Raw genomic sequence first — 12,173 nt, 5'->3', positions numbered from 1 at the left:
TGCCCTGCTGCCTGGGCGGAACATCAGCGAGGGAGCGTCAGCATCGACACGGACGCCGCCGTTTATCACCACCCCGTCGTGCCCGCCGCCTCGAGCTCGGCCACCAGGACCTCGCCGGCGTCGGCGGCCCGCACGCTGGTCTGGTGCGGCTTGACAGGGGTGGGCGTGTTGGTGGACGCGGCGGTCGGCACGTCATCCTCACCTCATCCGCATCGGCGCGTTCACCGTGGCGAGCGCCAGGTACTGTCCGTTCTCGACGAACACCAGTCCGTCTCGCCGCAGCTGGTCGAGCCACACGGCGGACCCGTTCTGGCGCGAGGATCATTCCCTGATCGCCGAGCCGGGCGACCAGCGCGGGCAGGGACCGACCGTGCTCGAGCTCCAGGTATCCGGCCACCAGCGTCGGGTCGGTGATGTGATGGTCGCGCCTGGGCCAGCCGACGCGGTTGTCCTGGATGTGGATCCCGTCGGCGTCGAGGATCCGCAGGAGCGTGCTGCTGGGATACGCCGCCTTCCACTCGTCGAGTGCGCACTCCAGGTGCCTGACGTCCTCGCCGACGATGCCAGCAGGCTCGCACTCGAAGAGGAAGACGAGGTCGGCCAGTTCCTCGGGAGGCAGGGCGTAGACGTGGTGATAGATCTCGTCGGGTGACCGGAGGGCGAACCCGAGCTCGGGTCGTTCGAAGTACGGACTGAACCGTTCGAGGGCGATCCGGGTGGCGGCGGACGGGGGCTGCAGATGCACCAGCGCCGGCACCTGTTCGATCACCGGACGGTAGTCATCGGTGGTCTCGCCGGGGAAGCCGTACAGCCAGTTCCAGGCGACCGTCAGCTCCGCCGATTCGCAGTCACGCAATGTCCGGACGTTCCGGGTGCCCGTCACGCCCCTGTCCATGAGTTTCAGCACGCGTGAGGTGAGTGATTCGATACCCGGCTGCACGTGCACCACACGGGCGCGGCGCAGCGCTTCGATCTCGGCCGTCGGCGGCCCGTAGTTTGCCCAGCAGGACCTCATGCAGCCGTTGCCACACGCCGGCGTCGTTCTAGTTCCGCAACCGGCGCCAGCAGGTCGTCCCTGAGCCGAACCCGAGTTCCTGGGGCAGGTACTCCCACGGGATCGCGGGGTAGAGCACGAACAGGATCCCGCACAGCACCTTGCGATAGTCGAGGGGCTTGCGGCCCGGGAACCGGTGCCGGCGCGGTGGACGTGGTGGCAGCAGCGACGCGATCTCAGCCCATAACTCGTCCGAGACGACCCACGGCGGCTGCTCACCCCTCCTCACATTCAGACAGAACGATCCTCATGTCCCAGCGGACACGCCCCAACATCATTTCGTTAGGAGTTCTTATCGGGGGAGATCGTGCACTCGGAACCCGCGGCTTCGACGTTCCACCGTCGCCCGAGCGCCGCTACGTGGTGCAGGCGGATCCGTCCGAGTTCGTCGGGGACGTGAGCGTCGGCGACGAGTTCGGCCTCCCGCGGTTCGAGGCCGAGCATCGTGCGCAGGAACAGCAGGGGAGCCCCGCTGGCCCAGGCCTGGGGGTTGCAGGCGGTCGGGTACGGCACGGGCTGACGGCCGAAGGACCGGTCGTAGCCGGAGAACGCCTCGGGCAGCCGGTGCTCGGAGTGCCGGGACGCCTCCAGCATCGCCATCGCGATCCGGTTGGCCTCGTCGCGGTGACCGTAGCTGGCCAGCCCGGCGGCGATGATCGAGTTGTCGTGTGGCCAGACGGTGCCGACGTGATAGCCGATGGGGTTGTAGCCGACATCGGCGGTGGACAGGGTGCGCACCCCCCACCCAGAGAACAGCTCGGGAGACATCAGGTGTCGCGCGAGCTGTCCGGCGCGTTCCTCGGGGACTATCCCACTCCAGAGCAGATGACCCATGTTGGAGGTCATCGAGTCGATGGGCCGTTTGTCGCCGTCGAGGCCGACGGCGTAGTAGCCGCCCCGCTCCGGGATCCAGTAGTCCCGGTTGAACTGCTCGCGCAGGCGCGCGGCGCCGGCGCGTAGTTGCTGAGCCATGGCCGGGTCCTGCCACGGTCCCTCGGCGAGTTCGGCCATGCGCAGTTTCGCGTCGTAGGTGTAGCCTTGCGTCTCACAGGTGGCGATCGGTAGGACGGGTATCCTCCCGTCGGCGTACTGCACACCGTCCGGGGAGTCCCGCCAGCACTGGTTGCCCAGGCCCTGCTTGGAGCGGGTGGCGTATTCGACGTATCCGTCGCCATCGCGGTCGCCGTAACGGTCGATCCATCGCAGCGCGGCCTCGGCGTTGCCGCGCAACCGGCGCACGAGGTCGGCGTCCCCGGTCCACCGCCAGTACTCCGAGAGCAGGATGAGCCAGAGCGCGGTGGTGTCGGCGCTGCCGTAGTACGGGCGGTAGGGCTTGAGTCCGAGCTGGGTCAGCTCACCTGAGCGGTATTCGTGGAAGATCTTGCCAGGTTCCTCGTCGGTGAAGTCGTCGAACCCTTTCGCCTGATGCGTGGCCAGCACGATCAGGGCGCCGCGGGCGACATCAGGGCCGCAGATCATGGTCTGGTAGGCGGTGATCACCGTGTCGCGACCGAAGGTGGTCAGGAACCACGGCAGGCCAGCGGCAAGGAGGACGACCGGCTCGCCGGCGATGGTCTTCTCGATCCGCATGGACACCAGATCGATCGCCGACCTGTGGTAGACGTCGCGGAGTAGATCCACGTCCGCGTGCAGATGCGGCTTCTCCGCCGCCCACCGGGTCGACGGGTCCTCCGGCCCGTGATCGAAGGCCTCGCCGAACCCGCGGACCGCCGGTCGGTAGTCTTCCTCGCCGCAGCGCAGCGGAACCTGCAACTCGCAGCTCCACTGCTGCCCCCGCTCGAGACACACATCCCACACCAGGGCGTCGCCGTCCGCCAGGTCGGCCGGCGGGTCGGCCTCGACGCTTAACGACGCCGCGTAGCTGCCGTTGCGGTACCCGAACGCGAGTGCCGAGCCGTCCGGTTCGTGCCGGCGGATGATGTCCGGAGCACGGTCGCGGCCCGACTCCTTAATCTCGAACAGGTCGGCGAAATCCGTCCCCACCGCCAAGCGCAGGCGGATCGACACGGGTTCGATGCCGAAGTACCGCAGCTCGAGGCGTTCGTAGAGGCCGTCGCCGACGAAGCGCTGCCGTCGCACGCCCACCCGGTTGGCCGGCAGGTGGGGCAGGTCGGAGTTGGCCAGGAAGAACGCCGCCGAGTAGGCGTCGACGGTTCCCGAGGAGAGCACCAGCAGCGGCGCGTCGTCGATCGTCAGTTCCCACTGGTTGAGGAACCGGGTGTCGTCGCGCACCAGGCCGCCGATGGAGCCTCTCGGCACGTCTCCGCGGGCGTCGGAGAACATGAACGTGCGACCCTCCAGCACGCCGATCGCGTCCGGCCCCAACTCCGGCGGCAGGTCTCGGCAGGCGCCGCTGGACACCCCCGGCCGCGTCGGTGCGTCCGGCATCGGGTCGGCGGGCGTCGGCCGCCGTGATGTCGCGGTCACCCAGACCTCCTCAAGTCGTCGACAGGGTTTGCCCATGCCGAGTGTCGCTCGCAGCGGAAGATCGCCGCCAAGCTGCTGTCAGGACTTGGTCATTCCGAACCAGGGTTCCCGGCCATACGCAAGTCATCCCATGGCAACCCCGCTGCCGTTGGGATGGAGGGGCCTTGGAGTTCCGACATCTCCAGCCATAACGTCCGATCGGCGCGCTCCACCTAAGCAACGTCTCGTAACTCGGTCAAGGCGTTGCCCGTGGCCGCGTTGGTGCTCACCCGGTGAGGGCGATGTTGTGGAGGTGGGCGCACCTCTACGTCGAGAGGGGGCGGTCCCAGGAGGGCAAGACGATCCGTTGGCGGGTGAAGTGGCGCACCGGTGCCAGCGGTGCTGAAACGGGCAGCAGTTCGACTGCAACAGCGACACGAGGCGCTTCAAGGCCCTGGTTGAGGATGCCGTCCTCGCAAACGCCCTCAACTGCCGAAGTTAGTGCGTTGAGGACGACAGAGCCTCCGGCACGGCTACGCGGCCGCGACGGGTTCTTCCTGGACCGCCGGCTCTTCCTGGTCGAATTGCGTGCGGTACAGCTCCTGGTACCGGCCGCCGGCGGCGAGTAGGTCGCTGTGTCGCCCGCGTTCGACGATGCGCCCGTCTTCGACGACGAGGATCTGGTCGGCCGCACGGATGGTCGACAGCCGGTGCGCGATGACCACACTTGTCCGGCCGGTCAGGGCTTCGCCGAGTGCGGCCTGTACTGCGGCCTCCGATGTGGAGTCGAGGTGCGCGGTCGCCTCGTCGAGGATGACCACGCGGGGACGGGCCAGGAGCAGCCGCGCGATGGTGAGCCGCTGCCGTTCTCCGCCCGACAGGCGGTACCCGCGTTCGCCGACGACGGTGTCGAGCCCCTCAGGAAGCGAGCGGATCAGGCTGTCGAGCCGGGCCCGGCGTAGTACCTCCCGCATCTCCTCCTCGGTCGCGTCCGGCCGAGCGAACGTCAGGTTGGCTCGGATGCTTTCGTGAAACAGGTGCCCGTCCTGGGTCACCACGCCGAGTGCCGTTCGGATCGAGTCGGCCGACAGGTCGCGTACGTCGACGTCGGCGAGCTTCACCGCGCCGTCCTCGACGTCGTACAGGCGGGGCACGAGCTGAGCGATCGTCGACTTGCCCGCTCCGGAGGAGCCGACGAGGGCGACCATCTGCCCCGCTTCGGCGCGGAACGATACGCCGTGCAGCACCTCCTCGCCGCCGCGCGTGTCGAGCTTCGCCACATCCTCAAGCGAGGCGAGCGACACCTTGTCGGCTGACGGGTAGCCGAACCGTACCGCGTCGAACTCCACCGCCACTGGCCCGTCGGGAAGCGGCCGGGCGTCGGACTTGTCGAGGATCAGGGGCTTGAGGTCGAGGATCTCGAACACCCGCTCGAAGCTCACCAGCGCGCTCATCACCTCGACCCGGGCGCTGGCCAGCGAAGTCAACGGCGCGTAGAGGCGCGACAGTAGCAGCGCCAGCGCGACCACGGTACCGGCGTCGAGGCTGCCCCGTAGGGCGTAAAGACCGCCTAGCCCGTACACCAGGGCCAGCGCCAGCGAGCCAACAACGGTGAGTGCGGTGATGAACACCCACTGGAGCATGGCGGCGCGAATGCCGATGTCTCGCACCCGCCGCGCCCGCGCGGCGAACTCGGCCGACTCCTCGGCCGGACGCCCGTACAGCTTGACCAGTGTTGCGCCGGGTGCGGAGAAGCGTTCTGTCATCCGGGTACTCATCGCCGCGTTGTGCTCGGCCGCTTCGCGCTGCAATTGGGCGAGCTTCGAACCCATCCGCCGGGCCGGCAGTACGAAGATGGGCAGCAGTACGAGCGCCAGCAGCGTGATCTGCCACGAGAAGCTGAGCATCACCGCCAACGTCAGTATCAGTGTGACGGTGTTGCCGACCACACTCGACAGGGTGTCGCTGAATGCCCGCTGTGCGCCGATCACGTCGTTGTTCAAACGGCTGACCAGCGCACCTGTGCGGGTCCGGGTGAAGAACGCCACCGGCATGCGCTGAACGTGGTCGAAGACGGCGGTCCGGAGCTGGACTATCAATCCCTCACCGATGCTTGCGGACAGGTAGCGCGTCACCAGACCCAGGCCGGCTTCGGCCAGGGCGATCACGGCGATCAGCACTGCCAACCGGATCACGATGCCGGTGTCGGCTCCGTCGACGATCGCGTCAACCACCCGACCGGCGAGAACCGGCGCCGCCACCGTGAGGACCGCTGTCACCACGCTCAACAACAGGAACTTTATGATCAAGGTGCGGTGCGGCCCCGCGAACCGGGCGATGCGTTTCAAGGTCGCCCGTGACAGTGGCCGTTCGTCCTGCGCATTCATCGCGTGGTGCAGGGACATCCACGCGGTAATCTCCATGCTCATGCCGTACCTCCGCGAAAGAGGCTAGAACCTCACCCGAGGTTGAGGTCAAGTCATTTGATATCCCGGCTCGCACCGTGAGGGAGCCTGCGAGAGAGTGCGCTACTAGCTTGATCTTCAACGCGTGCGGCGCGGGCGGGGATTGGCGGGCTTCGTGTTCTTCGTAACGGGTTTCGCGGTGTTCGTTCGGTCCCATGTGGACGTCGTAGCGTGGGGTGGCTTGCGACGACCAGGTGAATCCGCCCTGGCTGCCCCGGTCGGAGTGCATCGTGCCGGCCCGGTCCCGCAGCCGGATCGCGTAGCGCAGCGCCGTGACAGCCCAGGGACGCTGTCATCCGGTCGTCGATGGAGTAGCCGACGATCCGGCCGGAGTAAACGTCCTTGATCGCGCAGAGGTAGAGCTTGCCCCCGGTGGTGGGGTGAGGCGGCCTGTGTTAGGCCGAGGAGGGCCCACGTTGGGACATGGTCGACCGGACGGACCAGTAGGGGGCTGCGGTTGCCGGGCCGACCGTGAGCGCCGTCACCCCAAAGTACTTGCCTAGTCAAGGAATTTGCCTCACCCGCCTCGGGTTCATGATGGCGTCAACCGTGATCGGAACGAGCGAGGCAGGCGAGCTGAGATGCAGTTCGGAATCTTTGGTGTGGGCGACGTGGCGCGCGACCCGGTGACCGGAGGGATGCCGTCTGAGCACGAGCGGATCAAGGCTGTGGTGGAGTACGCGAAGCTGGCCGAGGAGGTGGGCCTGGACGTCTTCGCCATCGGTGAGCACCACAACCCGCCGTTCTTCCCGTCCTCGCCCACCACGCTGCTCGGCCACGTCGCGGCGCGGACGGAAAAGATCGTGCTGTCCACCTCGACCACGTTGATCACGACCAACGACCCGGTGAAGATCGCCGAGGACTACGCGATGCTCCAGCATCTCGCCGACGGCCGGGTCGACCTCATGATGGGCCGCGGCAACACCGGGCCGGTCTATCCGTGGTTCGGCCAGGACATCCGCAACGGCCTCGCGCTCGCCGTCGAGAACTACGCCCTGCTGCGCCGGTTGTGGCGTGAGGAGGTGGTCGACTGGGAGGGCAAGTTCCGCACCCCGTTGCAGTCGTTCACCTCGACGCCCCGGCCGCTGGACGGCGTACCGCCGTTCGTGTGGCACGGCTCGATCCGCAGCCCGGAGATCGCCGAGCAGGCGGCGTACTACGGCGACGGGTTCCTGCACAACAACCTCCTGTGGCCCAAGGAGCACGTCCAGCGGATGGTCGGGCTCTACCGCCGGCGGTTCGAGCATTACGGGCACGGCTCCGCGGACCAGGCCATCGTGGGCCTGGGCGCGCAGGTGTTCATGCGGAGGAACTCGCAGGACGCGGTCCGCGATTTCCACCCGTACTTCGACAACTCTGCGGCCTACGGACATGGGCCGTCGCTGGAGGAGACGATGAAGCAGACGGCGCTCCTGGTCGGCAGCCCGCAGGAGGTGATCGACCGGACCCTGGCCTTCCGGGAGTACGCGGGCGGCGACTACCAGCGCCAGCTCTTCAACGTCGACGGGATCGGCGTACCGCGGAAGACGGTGCTGCAGCAGATCGAGATGCTGGGCGAGGTCGTGCAGGTGCTGCGCAAGGAGTTCGCAGTGGGCCGTCCCGCCCACGTGCCGGACGCCCCGACCCACGCCTCGCTGAAGGCCGCTGCGCAGGCCGCTGCGGCGGAGGAGGACCGATGAGGCGCACCATCGCAGTCGTGTCGGCCGGTCTGCGGCAGCCGTCGTCGACCCGGATGCTCGCCGACCGGCTCGCCGACGCGGCCCGGCGCGAGCTGGAACAGCTCGGTGCCGAGGTCGACGTCGAGCTCATCGAGCTGCGCGACCACGCGCACGACATGGTCAACAACCTGCTCGCCGGCTATCCGTCGGAAGAGCTGAAGCGAGTGCACGAGACCGTGGCGGGCGCGGACGCACTGATCGCGGTCACGCCGACGTTCAGCGCGTCGTACAACGGGCTCCTTAAGATGTTCGTCGATGTCCTCGACGACACCGCGCTGGTGGACAAGCCGGTGTTGATCGCCGCCTCCGGGGGGACGGGACGGCACTCGCTGGTGCTGGAACACGCGCTGCGACCGCTCTTCGCCTACCTGCACGCGGTGGTCGTGCCGACCGCGGTGTTCGCCGCCCCCGAGGACTGGGGTGCCGGCGACACGGCACAGAGTTCGCTGGTCCACCGGATCGACCGGGCGGCCGGCGAACTGGCCCGCGAGGTGGACCGGCGTGACAAGCCCACCCACACCGATCCCTTCGACGACCCGACGCCGTTCGAGCACCTGCTCGCCGGGGAGTGACCGCAGTCGCGGAGCGCCGGGCCGCCGCATCGCGTGCCCGGCGCCCACGGCTGATGCGGGCGGGGAGGACGCGTCAGCGGGCCGTCCCGACCTGTTGGAACGCACGGGCCAGCTGGACGAGGTCCATGCCCTCGAAGTGGTCCAGGAACCGCCGCCGCACGCTGGCCAGATGGCTCGGCCAGGACTGTTCCAGGCGGGCGAAGCCGGCGTCGGTGAGGACGGCGTTCCAACTGCGGGCGTCCTTTTCGCTCCTGACCCGCTCGACCAGGCCCGCGGTCTCCAGGCGGTTGATCGTGCGCGTCATCCCACTCAGCGAGAGCTGGCAGGCCGCCGCGAGTTCGCTCATCCGCATCTGCCGACCGGGCGCCTCGGACAGGTTCCTCAGGGCGGTGTACTCGGTGAGCGGCAGCTGGTGCTCGCTCACCATGTCGGCGTCGATCGCCCGGGGCAGGACGTACATCACGCGGCCCAGGGAGCGGACCAGCGCTTCCTCCTCGGGGTTCAGGGGCTGAAGGGGTTCTGCTGGGGAGCCGGACATGCCATCCATGCTAGTTGCTTGACCGAGCAATCGGCCGCGCCGCACTCCGTGACGATCGCCTTGACTGCCGCGGCGCTCAGGTCGGTCCCGGTGCAACGTCGAGTTCCCGGGAGGACGGGGTACGGGATGCCCTCCTACCGGGTGGGGGCGTACGGTGGTCATGTCGCCCGGGTACCCCGGTGGCCCCGCCGGTTTCGCCGCCACCAGCCCCTGAGGGGCGTTGAACAATGGTCACCTCCATCGCGACAGCTACGGCACTCTCCCTTCCGCCGACTCCGAGCGTTGCGACCACGACCAGCTCACAGCTGTTGCATCGACGTGCGACCGCCACGCCGGCTTGTCCCTGGAATCTTCCACGTGCTGTCCGCACGGCTCCGTCGGCCACGGTACGAGTTCGCAGGGGCGCCGACCGACGTCCACCGCGCCCCCCGGCGACCTGGTGACGGGGATTCGACCACCGCGTCCACACCGCTACCCGTTCGAGCAGGGGAGGGGCCATGACCGTCCCAACGGCTTCACAAGGGAGCAGCTGATGAAGATCGCCAAGCACCGGATCGTTCAAGCCCTACGCGAGCGGGGTCAGCAGGTCAGAGCCGACTGGGTCGATCATGAGCTACCGGAGTGGGTGGATCCCGGCAAGCACGCCGGGCTGCTCGCGACGTTGCGTCTCGACCCGGCCGATCTCACCGATGTGCCATCCCCGTGAGGGTGGCTCTGCTCGGGCCGGTCGCGTGGCGGACACCCTTCTGCATCACAACGTCCCATGGGAGCAGGTGACGGAACTACTGGTCGAGCCTCGACGGCGTGTGCGCCCGGGGTAGGTCGACGACCCATCGAGATCGCCCGGCTCACCGGCGGGCCCTGACCATCTGCGGCATCGTGCAGGACGAGCGACAGCACACCGAACTGGTGGCACCGCACATCGGCGACGAACGGATCATCCTCCTCGGATCGGTCGGCCCCCGACGGCGCGCGGAGATATTGGGCGCCAGCGCCGCTGCCCGCCGCCGTGGCCGGGGCCGGGTCGTTCCCGGCGGCCCTGGCCGCCGCGCGCACCGGGACCGAACGCGGGCTCGTCTCCAACGCGTTCCGCTCGGCGCTGGAGACCGGCCAGACGGTCGGTGCCGCCGCAGTCCTCCTCGGCGGGTTGCTCGCCGCCCTGCTGCTACGCCCGGCCGAGCGGGCCGGCTGACGCCGGGACATGTCCACCCCACACCACGAGGCACTGCCGAAACGTCGAAGGCCAACCGCCGTCGTTGACAGCGAGGTGGGAGCCCCGGTGGACCGAGGTTCCGCCTGCCGTACGTACGTCTGGCATTGATCACGCCGCTGATATCGTCGGCGTCCGGGCGGCGGCTGGCGGTCTGGTCATTCACGAGTAGGTGGTCACCGGTGGCCCGAGCACGCGCTGTCCTTCCGCAGGCACTGCTGGGCCTCGTCCTCGTTGCGCTGGTCGCGTCCGGCATTCGGCCCTACGACCGGCTCACCTGGCTGTTGGAGACGGTGTGGGTGATCGTGGGGATCCCGGTGCTGCTGCTCGTCTGGCGCCGGTTCCCGCTGAGCACACTGCTGTGCTGCCTGCTCGCGGTGCACGCGACGATCCTCATCGTCGGCGGGCACCACACCTACGCGCGTACCCCGCTGGGCAACTGGCTGCAGGACCTGTTCGACCTGTCGCGCAACCCGTACGACCGGCTCGGTCACTTCGCGCAGGGCTTCGTGCCGGCGATTCTGGTCCGCGAGATTCTGGTCCGCCGCTCGCCGTTGCGTGGCAGCCGGTGGCTCGCCCCGCTCGTGGTCTGCGCCTGTCTGGCCTTCAGCGCTCTCTTCGAGATGATCGAATGGTGGGCGGCGGTGGCCGGCGGTTCGGCCGCCGACGACTTCCTCGCCACCCAGGGCGACGTGTGGGACACCCAGTGGGACATGTTCCTGGCGCTGGTCGGTGCGATCACGTCGTTGGCCCTGCTCAGCCGGTGGCACGACCGCCAGTTGCCGCCGCCAGCGCCCACCCATCGAGCAGGGCTGCCCGGGTAGGAGCCGGCCGGCGTGGCCGATCGCCGGTTCGGCCGGTCCCAGCGCCGCGCGGACGGACCGGCGCGGCGGGTCGACCGCCCGCCGCGCCACGGCCCTCGGCTCGCGAAGCGGTCGGTTCAGTCGGCGACGGAGGCCAGGTATTGCTCCGCGCGGTCCGGCGTCATGAACCAGTGCTGGAAGTCGTTCGGGTCGCAGAAGCCGTTGGCGAACCGACGGGCGATCGTCGGGTTGGCCGAGGCGGCGCCGAGGACCTGCTGCACGTGCGGGGGCAGCGGCTGGAGCATGGCGTTGGTCCACTGGGTCACCGCCTGCCCGGCGTCCGCCCAGAACCTCTCGAACGTGCGCCCCATCCAATCCCGGTCGAAGGGCTGGTCGCCACGCTCCAGGATGGATCGGAGGTACGAGGACGCGCACTTGGCGGCGGTGTTGCTGCCCTGACCGGTGATCGGGTCGTTGGCGACCACCACGTCGGCCATGCCCAGGACGACGCCGCCGGAGGGAAGCTCCGCCACCGGATGGCGCACCGTCGGGGTGTACCGGCCGGACAGGGTGGCCCGCCCGTCGGTCAGCTCGACGCCCACGCACCGGTCGTAGATCCACGGGGTGTACTGCCGGACCAGGTCCAGGGTCAGCTTGAGGTGCTCGACCGGGTCCCGCCGATCCTTCCACAGGTCGAGCGGCCCGTCGGGCACCGCTTCCCAGAACAGGATCTCGCACGGTCCGGACAGGGTCAGCGCGGGAATGACGAACAGCTCGCCGAGCCCGGGCACCGCGTTGAAGCTGACGTGCGGCACCGGCCACAGCGGGTCCGGCGCCATGCCGTGCACGTACGCGACGGCCAGTCCTCGCTGGGGTGCCGTGTATACCGACCGTTGCGGGTCCCGGTCGAAGACGCCGACCAGGTCGCCCTTGCCGGCGGCCACGACGGTCAGGTCGTAGCGCCCGAGCCGGGTCAGCCCGTCCAGGTCCGCGGTGGTCACACCCTGGTAGTGCACGGTGCCGCCGCGCTGTTCGAACACCTCCAGCCAGGCGGCCATCTTCAGGCGCTGGTCGGTGCTCTGCGCGGGGTCGTCGAGAGGGCAGGGGATGCGCAGCGCCCGCTCGCCGGGTGGCGCCGACAACGACACGTGCAGCCCCTCGATCGACGGCGCCTGGTCCTGCCAGAGGTTCAGCCCGTACCGCCGCTCGGTGTCCAGGGCGGCGGCGAACATGGCCTGCGTGCTCATCACCCAGCCACGACGGATCTCGTCGGGCGTACGGGCCGACATGATGGTCACGTCGTAGCCCTCGGCGAGCAGGCTCAGCCCGAGCTGCAGCCCGGACTGGCCGGCCCCGACGATCAGAATTCTGCGCATTGTCAACTCC

The 12,173-nt window shown here is 68.8% G+C and carries 12 protein-coding genes and 1 pseudogene; 6 read left to right on the top strand and 7 right to left on the bottom strand.

Going from position 1 to position 12,173, the window contains the following annotated elements:
- Positions 1-65: 65 nt before the first annotated feature.
- Positions 66-191, bottom strand: coding sequence for a hypothetical protein (locus tag ACLQ2U_RS12270; RefSeq protein WP_425750721.1), 126 nt, complete (start codon positions 189-191; stop codon positions 66-68).
- A gap of 179 nt (positions 192-370) precedes the next feature.
- Between ACLQ2U_RS12270 and ACLQ2U_RS12265 the strand changes: the two genes are divergently transcribed.
- On the top strand, positions 371-652 hold the full coding sequence (locus ACLQ2U_RS12265; RefSeq protein ID WP_425750720.1) for a hypothetical protein: 282 nt from the start codon (positions 371-373) through the stop codon (positions 650-652).
- 391 nt (positions 653-1,043) lie between these two features.
- On the opposite strand, the gene ACLQ2U_RS12260 is transcribed toward ACLQ2U_RS12265, so the two are convergent.
- The 4 genes and pseudogenes from ACLQ2U_RS12260 to ACLQ2U_RS12245 all read right to left on the bottom strand — a co-directional run.
- The gene (locus tag ACLQ2U_RS12260) at positions 1,044-1,283 is read right to left on the bottom strand and encodes a transposase (RefSeq protein WP_425750719.1); all 240 of its coding nucleotides are present in this window, start codon (positions 1,281-1,283) and stop codon (positions 1,044-1,046) included.
- A gap of 53 nt (positions 1,284-1,336) precedes the next feature.
- On the bottom strand, positions 1,337-3,502 hold the full coding sequence (locus ACLQ2U_RS12255) for a glycogen debranching N-terminal domain-containing protein (protein ID WP_425750718.1): 2,166 nt from the start codon (positions 3,500-3,502) through the stop codon (positions 1,337-1,339).
- Between the two features lie 512 nt (positions 3,503-4,014).
- Entirely contained in the window at positions 4,015-5,910 is a 1,896-nt protein-coding gene (locus ACLQ2U_RS12250) for an ABC transporter ATP-binding protein (protein ID WP_425750717.1), read from the bottom strand.
- 241 nt (positions 5,911-6,151) lie between these two features.
- Positions 6,152-6,329 (bottom strand): annotated as a pseudogene (locus tag ACLQ2U_RS12245) (DDE-type integrase/transposase/recombinase); the annotation flags it as partial.
- Between the two features lie 198 nt (positions 6,330-6,527).
- On the opposite strand from ACLQ2U_RS12245, the gene ACLQ2U_RS12240 reads away from it, so the two are divergent.
- Both ACLQ2U_RS12240 and ACLQ2U_RS12235 read left to right on the top strand, forming a co-directional pair.
- The gene (locus ACLQ2U_RS12240) at positions 6,528-7,625 is read left to right on the top strand and encodes an LLM class flavin-dependent oxidoreductase (RefSeq protein ID WP_425750716.1); all 1,098 of its coding nucleotides are present in this window, start codon (positions 6,528-6,530) and stop codon (positions 7,623-7,625) included.
- The gene (locus tag ACLQ2U_RS12235; RefSeq protein WP_425750715.1) at positions 7,622-8,236 is read left to right on the top strand and encodes an FMN reductase; all 615 of its coding nucleotides are present in this window, start codon (positions 7,622-7,624) and stop codon (positions 8,234-8,236) included. The genes ACLQ2U_RS12240 and ACLQ2U_RS12235 overlap by 4 nt, the downstream gene beginning before the upstream one ends.
- 73 nt (positions 8,237-8,309) lie before the next feature.
- Here ACLQ2U_RS12235 and ACLQ2U_RS12230 read toward each other — a convergent pair whose 3' ends face one another.
- On the bottom strand, positions 8,310-8,774 hold the full coding sequence (locus ACLQ2U_RS12230; RefSeq protein ID WP_425750714.1) for a MarR family winged helix-turn-helix transcriptional regulator: 465 nt from the start codon (positions 8,772-8,774) through the stop codon (positions 8,310-8,312).
- Positions 8,775-9,306: 532 nt separating this feature from the next.
- On the opposite strand from ACLQ2U_RS12230, the gene ACLQ2U_RS12225 reads away from it, so the two are divergent.
- The 3 genes from ACLQ2U_RS12225 (at position 9,307) to ACLQ2U_RS12215 (ending at position 10,808) form a co-directional block, all read left to right on the top strand.
- Positions 9,307-9,480 carry a hypothetical protein gene (locus ACLQ2U_RS12225; protein ID WP_425750713.1) on the top strand — a complete coding sequence of 58 codons (174 nt, stop codon included), beginning with the start codon at positions 9,307-9,309 and terminating at the stop codon, positions 9,478-9,480.
- Positions 9,481-9,783: 303 nt separating this feature from the next.
- A complete protein-coding gene (locus ACLQ2U_RS12220; protein ID WP_425750712.1) occupies positions 9,784-9,966 on the top strand; it encodes a hypothetical protein in 183 nt (60 codons plus the stop codon).
- Positions 9,967-10,166: 200 nt separating this feature from the next.
- Positions 10,167-10,808, top strand: coding sequence for a DUF2238 domain-containing protein (locus tag ACLQ2U_RS12215; RefSeq protein WP_425750711.1), 642 nt, complete (start codon positions 10,167-10,169; stop codon positions 10,806-10,808).
- Between the two features lie 116 nt (positions 10,809-10,924).
- Here ACLQ2U_RS12215 and ACLQ2U_RS12210 read toward each other — a convergent pair whose 3' ends face one another.
- Positions 10,925-12,163: a styrene monooxygenase/indole monooxygenase family protein gene (locus ACLQ2U_RS12210; protein WP_425750710.1), complete on the bottom strand. Its 1,239-nt coding sequence runs from the start codon at positions 12,161-12,163 to the stop codon at positions 10,925-10,927.
- Positions 12,164-12,173: the final 10 nt, after the last annotated feature.

Origin of the sequence: Micromonospora sp. DT47 (assembly GCF_049844475.1) — a bacterium.
Classification (GTDB): domain Bacteria; phylum Actinomycetota; class Actinomycetes; order Mycobacteriales; family Micromonosporaceae; genus Micromonospora.
The sequence above is the reverse complement of the archived record's forward strand: the minus strand, read 5'-3'. Positions and strand labels throughout refer to the sequence as shown.

Coding starts and splice junctions, on each gene's coding strand:
- ACLQ2U_RS12210 (WP_425750710.1), bottom strand. CDS start 12,163: ATGCGCAGAATTCTGATCGTCGGGGCCGGCCAGTCCGGGCTGCAGCTC.
- ACLQ2U_RS12240 (WP_425750716.1), top strand. CDS start 6,528: ATGCAGTTCGGAATCTTTGGTGTGGGCGACGTGGCGCGCGACCCGGTG.
- ACLQ2U_RS12230 (WP_425750714.1), bottom strand. CDS start 8,774: ATGTCCGGCTCCCCAGCAGAACCCCTTCAGCCCCTGAACCCCGAGGAG.
- ACLQ2U_RS12235 (WP_425750715.1), top strand. CDS start 7,622: ATGAGGCGCACCATCGCAGTCGTGTCGGCCGGTCTGCGGCAGCCGTCG.
- ACLQ2U_RS12250 (WP_425750717.1), bottom strand. CDS start 5,910: ATGAGCATGGAGATTACCGCGTGGATGTCCCTGCACCACGCGATGAAT.
- ACLQ2U_RS12225 (WP_425750713.1), top strand. CDS start 9,307: ATGAAGATCGCCAAGCACCGGATCGTTCAAGCCCTACGCGAGCGGGGT.